The 20571-nt window shown below is 35.7% G+C and carries 15 protein-coding genes; 7 read left to right on the top strand and 8 right to left on the bottom strand.

What is annotated here, in order from left to right:
• Position 1 precedes the first annotated feature (1 nt).
• From BXY64_RS04740 to BXY64_RS04725, 4 genes are all read left to right on the top strand, one after another.
• Complete coding sequence (locus tag BXY64_RS04740) at positions 2-1306, top strand: M16 family metallopeptidase (RefSeq protein ID WP_120238777.1); 1305 nt, start codon at positions 2-4, stop codon at positions 1304-1306.
• A 195-nt stretch (positions 1307-1501) separates the two neighbouring features.
• Positions 1502-3760 carry a RelA/SpoT family protein gene (locus BXY64_RS04735; RefSeq protein ID WP_120238776.1) on the top strand — a complete coding sequence of 753 codons (2259 nt, stop codon included), beginning with the start codon at positions 1502-1504 and terminating at the stop codon, positions 3758-3760.
• 100 nt (positions 3761-3860) lie between these two features.
• Positions 3861-4319: a Fur family transcriptional regulator gene (locus tag BXY64_RS04730; RefSeq protein WP_054714678.1), complete on the top strand. Its 459-nt coding sequence runs from the start codon at positions 3861-3863 to the stop codon at positions 4317-4319.
• A gap of 246 nt (positions 4320-4565) precedes the next feature.
• Positions 4566-5837: an adenylosuccinate synthase gene (locus tag BXY64_RS04725; RefSeq protein ID WP_120238775.1), complete on the top strand. Its 1272-nt coding sequence runs from the start codon at positions 4566-4568 to the stop codon at positions 5835-5837.
• Between the two features lie 50 nt (positions 5838-5887).
• Here BXY64_RS04725 and BXY64_RS04720 read toward each other — a convergent pair whose 3' ends face one another.
• The 5 genes from BXY64_RS04720 to BXY64_RS04700 form a co-directional block, all read right to left on the bottom strand.
• The gene (locus tag BXY64_RS04720; RefSeq protein ID WP_120238774.1) at positions 5888-6424 is read right to left on the bottom strand and encodes a DUF6515 family protein; all 537 of its coding nucleotides are present in this window, start codon (positions 6422-6424) and stop codon (positions 5888-5890) included.
• 67 nt (positions 6425-6491) lie between these two features.
• Positions 6492-7121 carry a hypothetical protein gene (locus BXY64_RS04715; RefSeq protein WP_120238773.1) on the bottom strand — a complete coding sequence of 210 codons (630 nt, stop codon included), beginning with the start codon at positions 7119-7121 and terminating at the stop codon, positions 6492-6494.
• 207 nt (positions 7122-7328) lie between these two features.
• Positions 7329-8693, bottom strand: a complete 1365-nt coding sequence (locus BXY64_RS04710; RefSeq protein ID WP_170150574.1) for an MFS transporter — start codon at positions 8691-8693, stop codon at positions 7329-7331.
• Positions 8694-9620: 927 nt separating this feature from the next.
• A complete protein-coding gene (locus tag BXY64_RS04705) occupies positions 9621-11060 on the bottom strand; it encodes an MFS transporter (RefSeq protein WP_120238771.1) in 1440 nt (479 codons plus the stop codon).
• 261 nt (positions 11061-11321) lie between these two features.
• A complete protein-coding gene (locus tag BXY64_RS04700) occupies positions 11322-12707 on the bottom strand; it encodes an MFS transporter (protein ID WP_211334403.1) in 1386 nt (461 codons plus the stop codon).
• Between the two features lie 171 nt (positions 12708-12878).
• Here BXY64_RS04700 and BXY64_RS04695 point away from each other — a divergent pair, with 171 nt between their 5' ends.
• The 3 genes from BXY64_RS04695 (at position 12879) to BXY64_RS04685 (ending at position 15972) form a co-directional block, all read left to right on the top strand.
• Entirely contained in the window at positions 12879-14297 is a 1419-nt protein-coding gene (locus BXY64_RS04695) for a nicotinate phosphoribosyltransferase (RefSeq protein ID WP_120238770.1), read from the top strand.
• A gap of 39 nt (positions 14298-14336) precedes the next feature.
• Entirely contained in the window at positions 14337-15455 is a 1119-nt protein-coding gene (locus BXY64_RS04690) for an alanine racemase (protein WP_120238769.1), read from the top strand.
• A 67-nt stretch (positions 15456-15522) separates the two neighbouring features.
• The gene (locus tag BXY64_RS04685; protein WP_120238768.1) at positions 15523-15972 is read left to right on the top strand and encodes a DUF2062 domain-containing protein; all 450 of its coding nucleotides are present in this window, start codon (positions 15523-15525) and stop codon (positions 15970-15972) included.
• A 100-nt stretch (positions 15973-16072) separates the two neighbouring features.
• Here BXY64_RS04685 and BXY64_RS04680 read toward each other — a convergent pair whose 3' ends face one another.
• From BXY64_RS04680 to BXY64_RS04670, 3 genes are all read right to left on the bottom strand, one after another.
• The gene (locus tag BXY64_RS04680; protein WP_120238767.1) at positions 16073-17548 is read right to left on the bottom strand and encodes an aminoacyl-histidine dipeptidase; all 1476 of its coding nucleotides are present in this window, start codon (positions 17546-17548) and stop codon (positions 16073-16075) included.
• A gap of 243 nt (positions 17549-17791) precedes the next feature.
• Positions 17792-18934 carry a DUF4831 family protein gene (locus tag BXY64_RS04675; protein ID WP_170150573.1) on the bottom strand — a complete coding sequence of 381 codons (1143 nt, stop codon included), beginning with the start codon at positions 18932-18934 and terminating at the stop codon, positions 17792-17794.
• A gap of 50 nt (positions 18935-18984) precedes the next feature.
• On the bottom strand, positions 18985-20496 hold the full coding sequence (locus BXY64_RS04670) for an NAD(P)H-hydrate dehydratase (RefSeq protein ID WP_120238765.1): 1512 nt from the start codon (positions 20494-20496) through the stop codon (positions 18985-18987).
• Positions 20497-20571: the final 75 nt, after the last annotated feature.

Below are 20571 nucleotides of genomic sequence, written 5' to 3'. Positions count from 1 at the left end.
AATGGAAAAATTATATAGAAATACTGCTCCTGAGTTCAAAACTGTTGATAGTATAGAGATTCTTGGAGATACAAAATATACCCTTAGTAATGATATTCAGGTACATGTAATTAATGGAGGAAGTCAGGAAGTATTAAAAATAGAATTCATTTTTGATGCTGGAATATGGTATCAAAACTCACCTCTCGTAGCAAGTATGGCCAACAGTATGCTTAACGAGGGAACCAACAAGTACAATGCTGCTGAAATTGCAGAAAAGTTCGACTTTTATGGAGCTTACATTGGTTTTTCTGCAGCCAAACACGACGCAAGCGTTTGTTTGTACACCTTGAATAAGCATCTTTCTGAAACGCTTGAAATAACCGAAAACCTAATTAAAGGTTCCATTTTCCCACAAAAGGAATTTGAAACCATTCTTTTGAATAAAAAACAGCGATTTCAGATTGAACATCAAAAAACAAATGTTCTAGCAAAAGATGAGTTCAGTAGTTTAATCTATGGAAAACAACATCCTTACTCGAATATTTTCGATGAATCGGAGTTCGACAAATTAGATATCAATACCGTTAAGGAATTCTACAAAACGCATTACATTCCGGATAACTGTAAAATTATCATTGCAGGTAAAGTTGATCAATCTGTTATCGATAAACTGGAAGAGCTATTTGGCAAGAAAGCTTGGCCTAAGAAAGATAATTTGATTGATGCAAAACACGAAATCCAATCATCAGAAGAGAACAAAAGCTTTGTATGTAAAGATGATGCCGTTCAGGCTTGCATTCGCATAGGTCGACCTATTTTCAACAAAACGCATAAAGATTACACTACGCTGCATCTTTTCAATTTAATTCTTGGAGGTTATTTTGGTTCTCGTTTAATGCAAAATATCCGTGAAGACAAAGGATATACTTATGGAATTAATTCTATTATCATCTCTCATTTAAAAGGAGGACACTTTGTAATTGTAACCGAAGTAGGAAGTGATGTTTGCAAAGCGGCAATTGATGAAATCTATAAAGAAATTAAAAGATTAAGAGAAGAATTGGTATCAGATGAAGAATTGAATCTGGTTAAAAATTACATTTCTGGTGAAATGCTACGTAATCTTGATAGCCCTTTTGCTCTTTCTGAAAGTTTAAAAGGGAATTTACCTTTTGGACTAGATAACTCTTACTATCAGAACTTTATAAAAGAATTAAAAACAGTTGATGCTGAAAAAATCAAAACTTTGGCAAATACTTATTTTCAAGAAGAAGATCTTAAATTAGTTATTTGTGGTCCAGACAATTGCAGAAAATCAATCTAAAAACGCTTAGTTTTTAACAAACCGATTAAATCATAGGATAAATTATCAGCAATCTTGCTTAAAATACATTTTAAAGAAGATTTGTATAGAAAATAGTACAATTTTAAGCTTACCAAAGCATTAAAAAATAGTTAGATTTCGCTACATTTAGAGATTACAACTAAAATTAACAAAGAAGAGAACTCAAGTTTATTTATGAACGTTGAAACCGAAAAAGATAAACAATTAGTACTTGATGCTTATGAAGCTCTTTTAAAAGACTGCAAAAGAAGTCATGCTGAAGAGAGTCGTAAGATGATAGAGAAGGCTTTCCAATTTGCTTGGAAAGCCCACAGAGGTGTACGAAGAAAATCAGGAGAACCATATATATTACATCCAATTGAAGTTGCTCATATTGCTGCCAAAGAAATGGGACTTGGTACAAAATCGATTGTTGCAGCTTTACTTCACGATGTGGTGGAAGATACAGATTATACCGTTGAAGATATTGAAAATCTATTTGGAGAAAAAGTATCTCAAATCGTTGATGGACTAACCAAAATCAAAGGCGTTTTTGATCAAAAAACATCGATGCAAGCGGAAAACTTCAGAAAAATGCTTCTCACCTTATCAGATGATTTACGTGTAATTCTGATAAAAATGGCAGATCGCCTGCACAACATGCGAACCTTAAGTTCCATGCCATTGCGCAAGCAAATGAAAATTGCTGGTGAAACTCTTTTCCTTTTTGCTCCGCTAGCTCACCGAATGGGTTTGTACTCAATTAAAACAGAGCTTGAAAACCTAAGTTTAAAATATGAGCATCCTGATGATTACAACTTAATTGATGAGAAGATAAAAGAGCAGGAAGCCAAACAAGCTAAGCTTATTGAGCGAATTATTGCGCCTATTGAAGTAAAACTGCAAGACAATAACATCCGCTGCTCCATAAAAAACCGTCCTCGTTCCATTTATTCCATTTGGACCAAAATGCAAACTCAGAATGTTAGCGTAGAAGAAATTTATGACTTGCTTTCGGTTCGTGTTGTTTTTAAGCCTGAAGAAGGCATTCCTGAAAAAAACCAATGTTGGAATATTTACTCTCTAATCACCGATATCTACAAACCAAAACCTGAGCGCATTAGAGACTGGGTTAGTACACCAAAAGCAAATGGGTACGAAGCCTTACATGTTACCGCAATGGGACCTCAAGGAAATTGGGTTGAATTTCAGATTAGAACAGAACGAATGGACGATATTGCTGAAAAAGGATTTGCGGTTCATTCAAAATACAATATTAATGGTTCCGGCGATTCGGAACTTGATAAATGGCTAAAGGATGTAAGAGAAATTCTTGATAATCCTGAAGCCGATGCAATGGCATTTTTAGATGAATTTAAACTGAACCTGTTTTCACAGGAAATTCAGGTTTTTACACCTAAAGGTCATATTAAAACCTTACCTAAAAATGCTACCACGCTGGATTTTGCCTATGAAATTCATACAGACATTGGCAACCAATGCATTGGTGCTAAAGTAAATCACCGCTTGGTTCCTCTTAGTCACGTACTTAAAAGTGGCGATCAGGTGGAAATCCTTACCTCCGAAAAACAATCTCCAAAACATGAGTGGACCGAATTTGTTGTTACAGCAAAAGCCAAATCGAAAATAAAGTCCGCTTTTAAGAAAGAGAGAAAAGAATATACCAGCAAGGGTGCCAGAATGGTAGAAGATCAACTTTTAGAGGTTGGATTTCAGCTAAATGCGAAAGCCTTACGCAAAATGCTTGAACATTATAAGCTATCCGGTAAGGAAGAATTATTCTATAAGGTTGGTATGGGTAAAATCGATATTAACGAAATAGAAGCTGTTGTTCGCAGAAAATCGCGCAGTAAGTTCATTAAATATTGGAGACTTAACTTTTTTGGAGATCGCGACAAGGAAGAAACAAAAGATGAAGAAGCTGTAGAAGAAACAGTTGAGGACGTAAAACCAACCATTGATAAGAAGAAAACTTTCATGCTTAATGAAATGGCTGCCAACGAGTCCTACAAAATTGCCACTTGCTGTAAGCCCATTCCAGGTGACGAGGTTCTTGGTTATTTAGATATGGCCAACAATGTAACCATTCACAAACGAAAATGTCCAAATGCCTTAAAACTGATGTCAAGTCAGGGAGATCGAATCTTAGCAGCCGACTGGACCAGTCATAGATTAATGTCTTTCCTTGCTGTTATTGAGCTTTCAGGCATTGATAAAATTGGAATTGTGAACGAGGTAACCAATATTATCTCAAAAGATCATGACGTAAATATGAGATCTCTTCATTTCGAAAGTCACGATGGCGTTTTCGAAGGACTGATTCACCTTTACGTTCACAATACGGAAGACCTTAACAACCTTATCGTGAAATTGATTAAGATCAAAGGCCTTGATAACGTGAAACGTATCGAAAATATTGAAGAATATTCCTAGATAAAATTTATTCTAAATAAGGTTTTATTTCTAAAAAAAATTACTATTTTAGACCATTATTTTAAATTAGATTAGATAACACCTAGGTTATTTTTAAGATATGAGCAACGAGGACACCAAAGAAATTGTAAAGAAGATGTTTACCGAATATCTTCAGAAAAAGGGACATCGAAAAACCCCTGAAAGATATGCTATTTTAGATGAGATTTACTCACGCGAAGGGCATTTCGATATCGAATCTCTTTACATATTTATGAAAAACAAAAATTATCGTGTAAGTAGAGCAACTCTTTATAATACTATAGATTTGCTTCTAGATTGCAAGTTGGTAATCAAGCATCAATTTGGTAAAAATATTGCTCAATTCGAAAAGGCTTACGATAGCAACAAGCACGACCACTTAATTTGCACTCGTTGTGGAAAAGTGTTAGAATTCTGCGACACAAGACTTGATGATGTAAGAAGAAATGTATCTGATGATATGGATTTTAAAGTTTCACATCACTCATTGTATATCTACGGCACTTGTCAGGAATGTAGAAAACTAGAAAACAACTAGATTTATCAACAATCATATTTCTCTAAAAACCTCTTAAAACAAGAGGTTTTTTTGTATCTGCACATTTTATCAACAAGCTGAATTTTCTACAAAGCAATATCAAAATAATTACTACCTTTGACTGTTAAAACTTGTAACCATCCTTCAAGATTTAACATCAAATCCGAACCGTTTTATAAATCCGAAAAAATAACAATTCGGTCCGGTAAATTAGATTATAAGATTTAAATCAAATTATTAGACAAGATGAAAGTTGATGTGCTTTTAGGCCTCCAGTGGGGAGATGAAGGTAAAGGAAAAGTTGTGGATGTACTGACCCCAAAGTACGATTTAATTACCCGTTTTCAGGGTGGACCAAATGCAGGACATACCTTAGAATTTAACGAGATTAAACACGTTTTACACACTATCCCTTCTGGTATTTTCCGTGATGATAAAATCAATGTAATTGGTAATGGTGTTGTTATTGATCCTGTAATCTTTAAAAAAGAGATTGAAGGAATTAAAGGATTGGGTATTGATTTATCTAAATCTTTATTCATTTCTAAGAAAGCACATTTAATTTTACCATCTCACAGAATTCTTGATGCTGCTTCGGAAGCTGCCAAAGGAAAATCGAAAATTGGTTCTACTCTTAAAGGTATTGGCCCAACTTATATGGACAAAACTGGTAGAAACGGTTTAAGAGTTGGTGATATTAACAGTAATTTTAAAGAAAAATACGATCTTTTAGTTGCTAAGCACCGTCAGATGCTTGATAAATTCTACGAGTTCGACTATGATATTTCTGAGTACGAAGCTGAATGGTTCGAAGGAATTAAAGTTCTTAGCGAATTCCAACACATCGATAGCGAACAATTCCTAAACGATGCATTAAAAGAAAACAAATCAATTCTTGCGGAAGGTGCTCAAGGTACTCTATTGGATATTGATTTTGGTTCATACCCATTCGTAACATCTTCGAACACTGTTTGTGCTGGTGCTTGTACTGGTTTAGGTGTTGCTCCTAACAGAATTGGTAATGTTATTGGTATTTTTAAAGCTTATTGTACTCGTGTAGGTATGGGACCATTCCCTACTGAATTGTTCGATGAAGATGGACAAAAATTAAGAGACAATGGTAATGAGTACGGCTCTACTACAGGTCGTCCAAGACGTTGTGGTTGGTTAGATTTAGTATCATTGAAGTATTCTATCATGATTAATGGCGTTACTGAATTAACCATGATGAAATCAGATGTTATGGATGATTTTGAAAGCGTTAAAATCTGTACTTCATACAAAGTAAATGGTCAGGAAGTAGCACACGTTCCTTACGAAATGACTGAGGATATTGAGCCAGTTTACACTGAATTTAAAGGATGGAAAACTGATATGACTTCAATGACTCATGAAAATGAATTCCCGGAAGAATTTAATGCGTATATTGATTTCATTGAGAAAGAAACAGGAGTTCCTGTAAAAGTTGTTTCGGTAGGTCCTAACCGAGCACAAACAATCGACAGAATGATTGACTAAGATCAACATATATTATATAGAAAATCCCGCTATTAAGCGGGATTTTTTTTTCATACTGCACGTACAACCTGGAATACTCTTACGCCATTTTTTAAAATAACGCGTTTGTAATACACTCCATCGACCACATAAAATGTTCTACCATTTTTCGTAATCAATTTGTACCCATTGGGCAAATTGTCTACTTGTATGCCAACAGGAGGCGTAACAATTTCATACCTTTTTCCTAACGCAATGTAATAGGTGCCGTAATGGTAAAAATAGTTACGACCATTTAAAACAATTCGAACGTGCTTTGCCGGTAGCACCTTAACCCTAATTCCTACCGGTGCAGCAACAATCTTGTATCCCCGGGTTGATTTTTTATAATAAATTCCATTTGCATGATAAAACACACCTTTGCTATGTTTTATTCTTTTTGCAGAATTCACATACAAAACATGTGTTCCTTTTGCAGGATATCGTTTGTACCTTTTATGCTTTACTACTAATTTTTTGTAAGCTCGTTTAGCCTGAACCTTATCAGAAATTAGCATACCACCCGACAAAAGAAATACAGCAACTAATAGTTTCACTAATTTCCTCATCGTTTTACGTTTTTAATTGTTCGACAAATCGATTCAATAATAATTCCCGGGTGATTTTAATTCTGATCTATCTATTTACCAAATAATTAGTTCGCTTTTTAAACTGCTCATTTGTTAGATTTACACTAAAAGTTCCATTACTGATATCTTTGTATTCACTTGTCTTCACAAATTTCAACTTACCAGTGCCTTTTAGAAAAATTCGCCCTTCAAAACTTCCGTATAATACGTTGTTTTCAAATCCAGTTAATGTGAGTTTAATTTTGTCTTTTTTCACATTGCCCTGATATTCACAAACACCTGTCTTATTACAAAAATTTCTTTCTCTTTGTACCTCCTCTTCATTATACCAGGATACATAACCCGATTCATCAAATTCGCCACAAACTACATACGGAAACTTAATGTTATGTAAGTCTACTCCTTGTACTCCAATACTAATTTCTTCAGCAGTATCCAGACAATCACTGTCTGCAATTAAACCTGTCATGTAGATTGTTTTATTCTCATGATTCCAAACACCTTCGCAATCTTTCATTTCAATACAGCAATTGTCATTTCCTAGAAACTGCATGCTAATTTGATTATCGTTTTTTTGCTCTATCGTTTTGGTATTAATTCTTGCTGTATTCGATACAGTAGAACATGAAACAAATAAGAACAAGGCTATTCCAGCATAAATTAGTCGTACTTTCATAAGGCAATTTTTTATTTTACAGATGCATCATTAATAAAAAGGTTGCGAGTAGTTTTAAGTTTTGTCTATTAATAAAACGATAAAATAGAACATTACCCTACTCAGAAAATATGATTTCTTTATCATATTTCATTCAATACACTAAGTTTCAGACACAAAAAAAGCTGCCAAATCATTGACAGCTTCGTTTTTTATATTGAAATATCTCTATTTACTATTCGAAGGCAACTCTAAACCGTATCCTGATACTTTATCCTCTCGTTTTAACAACAAGGCAAAGATAAATCCAACAATTCCCAAACCAGAAAACATGATCATTGTATAAGTATAATCTAAACTTTCTGTCCCTACGGGATTAGTACCATCCAAAATCATTCCTGCTAAAATTGGGAAAGCCCAGAGACCTAAATTCTGGACTGAAAACATGAAACCATATGCAGAACCAATTCTCTTTTCATCAATCATTTTAGCAACAGAAGGCCACATTGCTGCTGGTACTAACGAGAATGCTAAGCCCAAAACCACCATCATAACATATGGAGTAACTGTAGTAAATGCAAAAGTAAGATGTACAATTGTTAATATTAATGACCCATATATCATCAAGGATGCTGCTTTCCCATACTTATCTACAAAAAATCCAAAAATAGGAGTAAACAACATGGTTCCTAGTGGCATCATAGCTGCAATATCACCACTTTGGATTTCAGTTAAGCCAAACTTGTTTTTAAAGAAATCTGCCGAAAATGCAAAAAATGGAAACACTGCTGAATAAAAGGTCAAACACAAAAGAGTAACAAAAATAAACGATCGATTTGTAATCAACTTTCCAAGATCTGAAAACTTGAATGGATCTGATTTAGATTCGAGTGTACTTTTCTCAACTTGCTTATCCAACTTCAAGTCGAACATCATATAAATCAAAAATACAAGAAGTGCCGTAGTTACAAAGAAAGCTGCAAACCATGTTGCCACTGTCCACCCCGCTTCAGAATTAATTAATCTAGGTGATAGCATTAATGCCAACATAGATCCAGTTCTAGCCAAACCGAGCTTTACACCAAATGCCAAAGCAAGCTCTTTTCCTTTAAACCACTTTACAATGATTTTACTAATTACAACAATACTGGTTTCCGCTCCTAAGCCAAATAAAAATCGCCCCAATAACATCATTTTTAACTCTGGTGAATATCCAGGCATAAAAGATGACATGAAAGCGTAGCCTAAACCTTCATTACGGTACATATCACTAGCTCCATAAGCAGTAAGCAAAGCTCCTAGTGCCATAAATGCAATAAACATGAATCCAGTTCTACGAATACCCAGTTTATCAAGAATTACTCCCCCAAAAACTGCCATTAGCAAAAAAACATTGGGTACTGAATATACCGAGACAAACAGTCCAAAATCGGTACTATCGAATCCAAGCTCTCTGGTTAAGGTTGATTTTAATGGTGATAAAGCATCATAGAAATAATAGTTAGCTGCCAATACAAATCCAACTGTAAAGAGCATTGCCCATCGGGTAACAACGGAATCACGCAAGGAGTTTTTTAAAGCTTCTGTATTCATTAGTTTAGTGTTAGTTATAAGAAGCACCGAAAATACAAAAGCTTTTTCAGATGGCATAATAAATAGTCTACCTTAGATTAAGGTATTATAATACCCTGGCTTGGGGTATTAGGCTAAGGCAGGGTGAGGTATTGGAATACCTTAGACTCGGGTATTATTAGACCGCAGTGTTCATACTTAGGTCAACATTAAACGATCCATAAAAGCAGCATGAATTGAGACAATGCTACCTCAAACCGAAACATTTCTCTTTTCTACCTTTACTCTTGTCCTTTTTTTCTGCTAACTGAACTCTTACATGTGAAACTTTCTCTCCTGATCATCGGACAAAGGCTTGCTATCCTCTAAATTGCTATCGTGGATAAGAAATTTCCCCTAGGGAGGGTCAACATTGGGGGTTGTACCCTCGGCTTTCCTAATGGTGACCCAAATTTTTGGGGTACGGATAGCAAATTGCTATCTTTTTTTTGAGACATTCGATATTCTTGAGAGCAATTCAGGTCTCTTGAAGAGAAAGTTTGCCCCTTACTATAGAAATAATGGGCTCGGAGAGAGATAACTTGCCCTAAGCTAGAGGATAATTGCTATAAGCATATACCAAATTTTCTATGCTTTTGCCCTTGATCGAGCTTCGGGATAGAAAGTTTGAGGGTTGAAAGGGGAAAATTGCTATCCAGTACCCCAAATTTGGGGTACTGGATAGCAATTTACTCTGTTACTCCCAATAAAGATGCTGCTCATCTTTGCTTATTCGGATTGTTCTTTGTCGTGAAGCATCATCTCTGACGCTGTTAGCAGCTTCGCAGGCTAACAGATCAGGAAAACCTGACAGCACCTTTGGATCTTGTTAGCCTTGGGTTTTATCGGTAAAAAAAACCGCCTTAAACATAGCGTTCAAGGCGGTTTTAAAACAATATCTTAATTCAATTATTTTTGAATATTTGGCAATTCAAGACCGTAACCTTGCTTCTTGTCTTCCGCTTTCAATAAGAAACCAAAAATGGTAGCAAGAATCGTTAATCCTACAAAAATTAGCCAGGTTGAAGAATAATCGAACATTGGAATTTCACCAATTTCTCTTAATCCCTGAACTTTAGCAGAAATATCGTTAGCAGGTACACCTTCTGCTCTGAAGTTTGCAATTGCAGTTTCAATTTTCTCGTTTACACCAGGATTAGTCTTATCCAAAACAATTCCTAAAAGAATTGGAACCAACATTAGACCAATGTTCTGTACGTAGAAAATCAAAGCATAAGCCGATCCCAATTGTTTCTCTGGGATAATTTTTGGAACCGATGGCCACATTGCCGAAGGAACCAAAGAGAAAGCAATTCCTAAAAGAATTACAGCTGCAATAGCAACCCAAGTTGCAGTAAGCGCTGGCAAATAGAAGATGGTATGAACAATCACCAGTAATACAGCTCCCAAAATCATAATAGAAGCACCCTTACCTAACTTATCGTAAATAAAACCGAAAAGAGGTGTTAACAGGATTGTACCAAATGGCAAAATAGATGGAATATCACCCGCGGTTGAAGGGTCAATACCAAACTTATTAACCATCAAACCTGATGAAAATTTATAGAATGGGAATACTGCTGAATAGAATAACAAACAAAGGATCGCAATATACCAGAAACCTTTGCTCTTAATGATCAAACCAAGATCAGCAATTTTAAATGGTTCTTCTTCCTCAGCCTCATCTTCAATTTGCTTGTCTAATTTCACATCCATCACACAATAAACAATGAAAAGAATTAATGCAATACTTAAGGCAATCGTTCCTACCAATACCGTTGTAGGTATATCAAAAGCTTTTGCAATACGTGGAGATCCAAATAAAGCAAGGAATGAACCTAAACGAGCCAATGCCATTTCGGTACCCATAGCCAAAGCCATCTCTTTTCCTTTAAACCATTTTACAATGATTCTTGATACAGTAATACCAGCACCTTCGGCACCCACACAGAATACAGCAAAACCAGCTGCAGAAGTAAATACTCTAGCATCGATTCCAATGATTGTTGCTCCCACTTCATAATTGTGAGCAAATGCATAGTACTTAATAGTAGCACCAATAATCATCACCAAACCAGATCCTACTGCGGTAAATTTGATACCCATCTTATCAAGAATGATTCCAGCAAAAATCAGCATAAATGCAAATACATTCAAGTATCCCTGAGCTCCGGTAACAATTCCCCAATCGGTACCACTCCATCCGTAAGTACTTTGAATTTGAGTTTGAAGAGGAGAAAGCACCTCCATAAAGGTATATGCAATAAGCATAGTTACCGAAACGAGAATTAACACAAACCAACGGGCACCTGCGTTTTCTCTCAACGTCTTTTTAATAGCGTCTGTCATTATTATTTTTTTAGGGTTAAACTTTTGTTAATCATTTTAGGAGCTCACTAAATTAAGATTAATGACTTAAAAAACAAATGACTGAATTCATACTAGAACACAAGACACAAAAAAAGTCGCCCATTAGGCGACTTTCATAATATGTTTGATTGGTTCCGAAAAGTATTCAAATTCCCAGTAACTGCAGTGTATTTGTAACCAGGACTTAAATATCCATCGGTACTATTCCAATTTTTAATATTTAAGCAGAAATGATATAAATTATTTCTGAATATTTGGTAAATCTAAACCATATCCTTTCTTTTTATCTACAACACGTAGGAAGAAAGCTACAACTAAAGCTGCAATACCACAACCTACCATTAGGGTCATTGAACTAGTATAGTCCAATGAAGCTCCTTCTGCTAATCCCTGATTTGATTGATCCAATACATATCCTAATAACATTGGAAACAACATCAAACCAACATTCTGAATCATGAAGATCATTGCATAAGCAGAACCTAAACGTGATTCAGGAATAATTTTTGGTACAGATGGCCACATTGCTGCTGGCACGAAAGAAAATGCAAATCCCAATACAACCATAGCAACAAAAGCAAATGCGGTATTACTTGGTAGGTAAGCAAAAATAACGTGAGAAAAAATCAATAGTAATGATCCTAACATCATGATACTTGCAGATTTCCCTTTCTTATCCATAAAAGCTCCAAAAACAGGAGTTAACACCATAGTACCAATTGGAAGTAATCCAACAATCCATCCTGAAAACTCTTCAGCAAAACCATACTTCTGCACCATCAAGTCGGGAGCGAATTTGGTAAATGGGAAAATAGCAGAATAAAACAATACACAAAGAAATGCGATTAGCAAGAAACCAGGATTCTTGAACAATAAGAATACATCAGAAATCTTAAATTCATCTTCCGAAGATTCTACAGTTTCATCAGCTGCTACTTCAGCATCCAATTTTTTATCCATCATATTGTGAACAAAAAATGCTAATAACCCAATAATTAATAAGATTACACCAAATGCCAATGGACGAGATATAACTTTATCAGCACCTGTCATAAATGGAGAAGCAGTAAATGCAATTAACATACCTCCACGAGCACATGCCATTTCCAATCCCATTGCCAATGCCATTTCTTTACCTTTAAACCACTTCACAATAATACGCGAAACAGTAATCCCAGCAATTTCAACACCTACACCGAATAATGCATATCCAATCATAGCCATCTTTAATGAAGGCTTATAATCTGTTAAAAATGAATTCAGAAATTCATATCCTAAACCACCATTATTAAATGTATCAGTCATGGCGTAATAGTTAAGAAATGCCCCAAAAATCATTACCCCAACAAAGAAAGTTCCAGTAAAGCGAATACCAGCTTTATCAAGAATAATACCTCCAAAGATCAGCATCAAACAGAATACATTCAAAACTGAATATGATCCGGCAAATGTTCCGTAAGATGAGTTTGACCAACCCATTTGATCTCTCAACATTCCCTGTAAAGGTGACATGATATCTGTAAAGAAATATCCTGTAAGCATCAAAAACGATACTGTAATCAAAACAAACCATCTGGCCGATTTAGAATCTCTAATAGATTCCTTTAATTGCGCAGTCATTACCATTTTTATAAGTTTTTGTTGTTTAATTTTTTAAAAGGCCGCTAATTTAGGATTAATACAGATAGTAACAAATGGTTATAAACATATTTAACTTATCTATAATGATTCCACATTTCAGGTTTGTAAGGCAGATAATCCCTATATTTGAGGTGATTTTTATTTTAAATAAATCCGATGAACACATTAACGGAAAATGCAGGCTTATACACAGATTTTTATGAGCTGACAATGGCACAAGGCTACTTCCTAAGTGGCAAAAAACAAGAGCAAACTGTTTTCGATTACTATTACCGAACGAATCCATATAAAGGTGGATACCTTGTTTTTGCCGGCCTTTACGATCTTTTAAAAATATTACAACACTTCAGGTATGACGATAAAAACATCAAGTTTTTAAGGAAGTCTGGCCTACGAGAAGAGTTCTTAAATTATTTGAAGGATTTTAAATTCAATGCCACCATTTATAGTGTTCGCGAAGGTGAAATTGTATTTCCCAATGAACCAATTGTTCGTGTAGAAGGAAATATCATTGAAGCTCAGTTAATCGAAACCCTTCTTCTAAACTACTTAAACTTTCAATCGCTTATTGCAACCAAAGCATGTCGCATTAGAAATGTAATTGGAGAAAAAGCTTTCGCTGATTTTGGTTTGAGAAGAGCTCAAGGATTAGGAGGAGTTCATGCTTCACGAGCAGCCGTAATCGGAGGTGCAGATTCTACATCCAATGTATACAGTGGATTCAACTATGATATTCCAGTATCAGGAACTCAAGCTCATGCTTGGGTACAAAGTTTCGATGATGAATTGGAAGCTTTCAGAAAATATGCAGAAATAAATCCAACAAGTACAGTTCTTCTTGTTGACACCTACAATACGCTAAAATCGGGCGTTCCAAATGCAATAATTATTGCTAAAGAATTAGAAGAGAAAGGAAATAAATTAATTGGCATTCGACTAGATAGCGGTGACTTGGCATATTTGAGTAAAAAGGCCAGAAAAATGCTTGATGATGAAGGCTTAGACTATGTTCAGATATTTGCTTCAAACCAATTAAACGAATACGTAATTAAAAGTTTGAACGAACAAGGTGCAAGAATCGATGGTTATGGAATTGGAACTGAATTGGTAACAGGAAAGGATACCGGTGCTTTGGATGGAGTTTACAAATTGGTTGAAAACAATGGAAATCCTCGATTGAAAATATCAGAGAATATCGAAAAAATTACCATTCCAGGAAAAAAGAAATTGATCAGATATTTTGATAAGGATGGGAAGTTTTTTAGAGATGGAATTTTACTTGCTAATGAAGAAAGTGCAAACAAAATTTACCACCCATTCCATAGAGATAAAAATACTGAGGTAAGCAACTATAGAGCCGAAGAGTTAACTCAAAAAGTAATGGAAAATGGTGAAATTCTTATCGAAGAGAAAACTCCAAGCGAAATCAATGCATACCTAAAGCAGAGGTTTAATCAATTGCCTGACGAGCACAAGCGCTTTATAAGTCCTCATATTTATAAGGTTGGAATATCTGAAAATTTACTTGACCTGAGAGACGGTATACTTAAAAATATCCGAGAAAGAATAAAATAGATTTTATATCCAGTATCACTTTCAATAGACAAAAGCCCGATGAATAAACTAGATTCGAAAATAATTCGCCCTACTTTACTTCTTGACAAGCAAAAGTGCATGACCAACATCGAAGCCATGATAGCAAGGGCTCAGAAAGCCAATGCACGTTTACGTCCGCACTTTAAAACTCATCAATCTTCTGAAGTAGGAAATTGGTTCAAAGAAAAAGGGATTGAAAATATTGCTGTTTCATCAATTGAAATGGCAGCATATTTTGCTGATCATGGCTGGAAGGATATTACTGTAGCCATTCCTGTTAACGTACGTGAAATTGATTTAATTAACGATTTGGCTTCCAAAATTCAATTGAATCTGGTAGTTGAATCGAGAGAAGCCATTCTCTTTTTAGAGTCGGAATTGAAACATTCTGTAGGTATTTTTATTAAGGTAGATACCGGTTATCATAGATGTGGTTTGCCTTCTGAAGCAATAGGATCATTCAGAATTCTAATTGATCTGATGAAAGAGACGGAAAAGTTGAATTGCAAAGGATTCCTGGCTCATTCCGGACATAATTACAATGCAAAAGATCAAAACGAAATATACAAGAATCACAGCAAAACGCTACTGGATTTAAATGAGTTAAAGGATGTATTCCGCAAAGAAATCCCAAACATTGAAGTTTCTCTTGGCGATACTCCTGCATGTAGCATAAGTGAAGAGTTTTATGGCATAGATGAACTTCGACCGGGTAATTTTGTATTTTATGACATTATGCAATATGTACTGGGATCTTGTGACGAAAACGAAATTGCCGTAGCAATGGCTTGTCCTGTAATTGCACGTAATATCGACAGAAACGAATTGGTGATTCATGGTGGTGGTGTTCATTTCTCCAAAGAATTTATTGAGGCTGACGACGAAGGCACAAAACTCTTCGGTAGTTTGGTACGAATAACCGATAATGGCTGGAGTGAAATACTAGGTGGTGGATTCCTGGCAAGCATTTCTCAAGAGCATGGAATTATTCGTTGTAGCGATGATTTGTTTGATCAGTTTACAATCGGAGATCTTATTGGAATATTGCCTGTTCACTCATGCATGACTGTCAATTTAATGAAAGATTTTCTGACAACTGAAGGAAAATGGATTAAAACAATGAACAGTATACAGTGATCAGTAAACAGTTAATCGAACATTTTTAATTCCGATTTGTTAATTGGGTAGGAAAAGTTGGACAGATATGAATTATCAAGCATATATAGAAAAATTCAGACCATCGAGAATTAAAAAAGCTATTGTAGCAGAAATCACAGCAGCCAACAATTCTAATTCAGTAATTGCTATTTCTTTGGCCTTGGGTGCATTTATTGCTTTTTCTCCAAGCTGGGGGTTCCAAACTGCATTGGCATTATCGCTGGCTGTTTTGCTACGCCTTAACAAAGTTCTGGTTTTGGTAACGGTTAACATTAGTAGTATACCTCCAATAATTCCTTTAATTCTTATAGCTGGTTATCAAACCGGAGCTTTTGTACTAACAGGACACTTTCAAACAGAGGTCCCCGATTTAATGGATTTAAAAACACTGGGTGAAAACTACCTACAGTTTGCTCTTGGCTCCTTAATTGTTGCCAGTGGCGTTGGTAGTGTTCTTTATTTGGTAATATTAATTTTACTGAAGAAATTTAGGTAGAGACGTAGCAATGCTACGTCTTTACAATAGACACAATAAAATCTAGATGCAAAAAAAGGACGTACAACGTACGTCCTTTACTATATCTGATCGCATTAAATTATGCTTCAACAGCTTCTTTTACCGGAACATTCTTCAAAGTTTCAATTAAGAAATCATAGAATTTAGCTACAGTATCAATCTTCACTTTCTCATCTGGAGAGTGAGGGAAACGGATTGTTGGTCCGAATGAAATCATATCCCAGTTTGGATAAACAGCTCCTAACAAACCACACTCTAAACCTGCGTGAATTGCTTTGATTTCAGGAATCTTACCATACTTGTCGTTGTAAACAGTCTGCATGGTTTTCAAAATAGGAGATTCCATATTTGGTTTCCACCCTGGATATTCACCTTCCAATTTTACTTTTCCACCTACCATTTCGAAAGTAGAAGAAACCATTTGAGCTAAATCTTCCTTAGCTGAATTTACAGATGAACGAATCAAAGCTTGAATGGTAATTACACCATTTTCGCTGTAAACACGTGCAAGATTCAAAGAAGTTTCAACCAATCCTGGCATATCATCACTCATACGAATAACACCATTAGGACAAGCGTAAATAGCATTAATTAAATTCTTCTGAGATTTTTTCTTGAATACTTTCTTAGGTACATCAGTTGCTTCAGCAAAGAATGCCAAATCTGGTTCAACAGCTGATAATTCTGCCTTGTAAGTAGCTTCGAATTCAGCAATTGCAGCTAAGAATTTCTCATTGTATTTTTCTGGTACAGCAACTACTGCGAAAGATTCACGTGGAATTGCGTTACGAAGTGAACCACCATCAACAGAAGCCAATTTTAGCTTAAAGTTTTTAGTAGCATATTTCATGAAGCGGAACAACAACTTGTTAGAGTTACCACGACCAAGAATAATTTCCATTCCTGAGTGACCACCTTTCAAACCTTTCATGTAAAGTTTGTAAGCAACATATCCTTTTTCCAACTTCTCTTCTTTGTACTTCATGCTAACATTTGCATCGATACCACCAGCACAACCAACGTAAAGTTCACCTTCATCTTCCGAATCCATGTTTAAAAGGATATTACCATCTAAAACATCATTCTGAAGACCGAAAGCACCAGTCATACCTGTTTCTTCGTCAGCAGTAAACAAAGCCTCAACCGGACCGTGCTCAATATCTGTAGCCTGTAGAACAGCCATTGCAGCTGCAACTCCCATACCGTTATCAGCACCTAAAGTAGTACCATCAGCAGTTACCCACTCACCATCAATAATAGCAGTAATCGGATCTTTTTCAAAATCGTGAACTGTATCAGCATTTTTTTGTGGAACCATATCTAGGTGACCCTGCAATACAACACCTTGACGATCTTCGTAACCTGGAGTAGCTGGCTTCTTGATAATGATATTACCAACTGCATCCTTAATGGTTTCAAGACCTAAATCCTGACCAAACTTCATCATAAAATCCTGAATCGCATCTTCATGTTTAGATGGACGTGGAATCTGAGTTAGAGAATAAAAATTTTCCCAGATTGCTTTAGGCTCGAGGCTTAAAATTTCTTTGCTCATTATATATTTCCTCCGTTAAATTTTGTGTTTATTATTTAAGAGCACTAAAGGTAATATTTTTTGAGAAAGGCGGAAAGACTTATTGCAAAAGAGAATCGGAATTAAGGATTTTTAAGAAACTATTGAAACTTCAAAACCCAAATTCCAAAATCCAATTATGGATTTTGAGACTTGGGTTTTGATTTTTTAAATTAAATATTGAGAACCTAAACTACAGTCAGAATCCCATATTGAGTACTGATATTACTTTGTTACCTCCTTTATCGAACCTAGTTCTGGATAGAATTCAATACTGAAATTCTCATTTAACAGAACTTCAGCTGGCATTTTTGCAATTTTACCAAACTGTGCAATTGGCATGCGTTTCTTTAGTAAAACACTTTTGCCATTTGAAATGGATACATCAGCCATACCTGGTATTCTATATGCAATTTGAGTTTGAGGATTCACTCCCGCCGATGGCAGTATTGCCAACTGGTTGGTAACATTCAAGTTTTTAAAATCTACTCTAACCGGGCGACCTCCTAAATCGTTCACTCCAACAGGTCCCATTTGTGGCGACATACGGAAAATAACGCCACCATTTTCGCCTTGCTTTGGTGCATATGAAAATTGATAAGCCTTCTGAATGCTCACTTTTTTACCCACAAACATCGAAATGTAATCTTCTTCCAATTTCGCCAATTCTTTCACCAATACTTCATATGCTTTTCCATCAGGAGGTAGCACTTCATAATTCGAAGTCAAAATTTTAAATCTTCTCTTTCTCAATTTAAAAATCTGGTGAGCCGCTTCTTCTGCTTTCTCTTCTACCGATTTGGTAAGAGCCTGCTTTTCCAAAACCGGCACTTTAATAAATGCTGTATCTGTTTCCACAACCTGGTATGTGGTATCCTCTTTAAACTTAACGATTGGGTCAATTGAGAATTTTCCGTATTCCATCTTAACTTCTTCAGAAGTGAGAGAAATAATCTCTTTTTCTACATTTTCAAAAGAAGAATTCTTCACGTTAAATCCGCGAATCAAACCTTCAGGAGTTAAAGAAATTAAACTTGGTTCATAATCAACCGAAGTAGTTATTTTATAGTACTGATCAGGATCAACCTCTCCTAATCCATTTAGCTCTATCGATTTTAATTTCCACTCTACACCATCATTGGTTACAACATCAGAAATACCAAGGTATTTTTTTGCATAATCGGCAAAAGGTCCTTTTTTCATGATCGTTTTTTCAGCCACCACATCAACTTTTAATACTGTTTGTGGTAAAGCATAAATAACCGTGTTTGGAGTTTCTAAAGTTCTGCGCTTTTGTGCGTTTACATTTCCAATTGTTCCACCAACAATCAAAATTGCTACTAGTAATTTAAAAATGTTTCTGTTCATTTTATTTTCGTTTTGCGTAGAGACATAGCAATTAACCTCTCTACAATTCCCTATTTTTTCAACCTTAACCATGCCTTTGGCAGAAAGTCGATAATATCGCTAGCTGTTAAAGCTTCATATCCTACTTTCTCTGATGCTAAATCGCCTGCCAAACCATGAAGATATACTCCAATAATTGTCGCCACTTTCGAAGAATATCCTTGCGAAAGCAAAGATAATATTATTCCTGTAAGCACATCTCCACTTCCTGCAGTTGCCATACCTGGATTTCCCGTTGAATTGAAATAAACACTTCCCTCAGGACAAGCAATAGCCGTATAAGCTCCTTTTAATACAAGAGTTACACCATATTCCCTGGCAAACTCACGTTGCATGTTATTGCGCGTAAAACTATCATCTGATTTTCCAACCAATCGCTCAAATTCCTTTGGATGTGGTGTAAATACAGAGCCCATTGGTAAATCTGCCTTCAATTCAGGATGCTCTCCTAAAATATTAATGGCATCAGCATCAATCACCATAGGTGTTTTTACTTCTTTCAATAAATTGATCATGGCACAATAAGAATTTTGCTTTTTATCGATACCTGGACCTATGGCTACCGCTTTAAATTGACTTAAATCCGGAAATTCTGTAAAAATGATATCCGAACGATCGATACTCACCATTGCCTCGGGAACTGCAGTCTGCATAATTTCATAGCCTAACCTCGGTATGTGTGAAGTTAACAAGCCAATCCCAGAACGCAAGCTTGCGCGCGATGCCAAAATGGCCGCTCCCATTTTCCCATAGCTTCCACTTATTAATAAACCATGACCGTATGTGCCTTTATGATCGAACTTTTTTCTGGGCATTAATAAAGATTTTACAAACTCGCGATTCAACATTTTATAAGGAGTTTGCTCCTGCTTAATAATTTCGGGATGTAAGCCAATAGGTAAAACTTCCCACTCTCCTACATACTCTGCATTTTCCGGAAACAAAAAAGCCAACTTTGGAAATTGAAAACTTAAAGTCAAATCGGCTTTTACAATTCCTTGGTAATTGTTCTTTGAATTGTCTTCTCCCATTAAACCCGAAGGTATGTCCACAGCCACAACGCTCGCCTCACTGGCATTGATTGCTTTTATCACCTCAAAAACCAAACCTTCAATGGGTCTCGAAAGTCCTGAACCAAAAATAGCATCAATCACAATATCATCCGGAAAAAGCCAAGGCATTGCATCAATCGAAGCTAATTCATAAATATCAACACTTTTAATCAATTTCAAGCGCTGCAGATTTACCTCCGCATCTTTCGAAAGCTGATTTGAGATTTTGATGATAAAAACCTCAACAGCATAGTTCTTTTCTGCTAACATTCTGGCTACAGCCAAACCATCGCCTCCATTATTTCCAGGCCCTACAAAAACTTTACAGTTTCTGGGAGCAGGGAATCTCTTCATAATTTTCTTGAAGAATTTGCTCGAAGCTCTCTCCATTAAGTCTATTGATTCAATGGGTTCATTTTCGATGGTAAAGGAATCAATCTCTGCAATTTTAGAGGCGGGAAATATTTTCATGGTTCTATCGGTTTCTATTTAGACGTAAAATTGTAATTGATATTGTATGCGAACACTCTTATTAGGATTGCTTTT

The organism is Marinifilum flexuosum, from assembly GCF_003610555.1.
In the GTDB taxonomy this organism is placed as follows: Bacteria; Bacteroidota; Bacteroidia; order Bacteroidales; family Marinifilaceae; genus Marinifilum; species Marinifilum flexuosum.
The sequence above is the reverse complement of the archived record's forward strand: the minus strand, read 5'-3'. Positions and strand labels throughout refer to the sequence as shown.

What these genes read in the sequence shown, in the direction of transcription:
- BXY64_RS04740 (WP_120238777.1), top strand. Translation starts at nt 2, where the DNA reads ATGGAAAAATTATATAGAAATACTGCTCCTGAGTTCAAAACTGTTGAT.
- BXY64_RS04735 (WP_120238776.1), top strand. Translation starts at nt 1,502, where the DNA reads ATGAACGTTGAAACCGAAAAAGATAAACAATTAGTACTTGATGCTTAT.
- BXY64_RS04730 (WP_054714678.1), top strand. Translation starts at nt 3,861, where the DNA reads ATGAGCAACGAGGACACCAAAGAAATTGTAAAGAAGATGTTTACCGAA.
- BXY64_RS04725 (WP_120238775.1), top strand. Translation starts at nt 4,566, where the DNA reads ATGAAAGTTGATGTGCTTTTAGGCCTCCAGTGGGGAGATGAAGGTAAA.
- BXY64_RS04720 (WP_120238774.1), bottom strand. Translation starts at nt 6,424, where the DNA reads ATGAGGAAATTAGTGAAACTATTAGTTGCTGTATTTCTTTTGTCGGGT.
- BXY64_RS04715 (WP_120238773.1), bottom strand. Translation starts at nt 7,121, where the DNA reads ATGAAAGTACGACTAATTTATGCTGGAATAGCCTTGTTCTTATTTGTT.
- BXY64_RS04710 (WP_170150574.1), bottom strand. Translation starts at nt 8,693, where the DNA reads ATGAATACAGAAGCTTTAAAAAACTCCTTGCGTGATTCCGTTGTTACC.
- BXY64_RS04705 (WP_120238771.1), bottom strand. Translation starts at nt 11,060, where the DNA reads ATGACAGACGCTATTAAAAAGACGTTGAGAGAAAACGCAGGTGCCCGT.
- BXY64_RS04700 (WP_211334403.1), bottom strand. Translation starts at nt 12,707, where the DNA reads ATGGTAATGACTGCGCAATTAAAGGAATCTATTAGAGATTCTAAATCG.
- BXY64_RS04695 (WP_120238770.1), top strand. Translation starts at nt 12,879, where the DNA reads ATGAACACATTAACGGAAAATGCAGGCTTATACACAGATTTTTATGAG.
- BXY64_RS04690 (WP_120238769.1), top strand. Translation starts at nt 14,337, where the DNA reads ATGAATAAACTAGATTCGAAAATAATTCGCCCTACTTTACTTCTTGAC.
- BXY64_RS04685 (WP_120238768.1), top strand. Translation starts at nt 15,523, where the DNA reads ATGAATTATCAAGCATATATAGAAAAATTCAGACCATCGAGAATTAAA.
- BXY64_RS04680 (WP_120238767.1), bottom strand. Translation starts at nt 17,548, where the DNA reads ATGAGCAAAGAAATTTTAAGCCTCGAGCCTAAAGCAATCTGGGAAAAT.
- BXY64_RS04675 (WP_170150573.1), bottom strand. Translation starts at nt 18,934, where the DNA reads ATGAACAGAAACATTTTTAAATTACTAGTAGCAATTTTGATTGTTGGT.
- BXY64_RS04670 (WP_120238765.1), bottom strand. Translation starts at nt 20,496, where the DNA reads ATGAAAATATTTCCCGCCTCTAAAATTGCAGAGATTGATTCCTTTACC.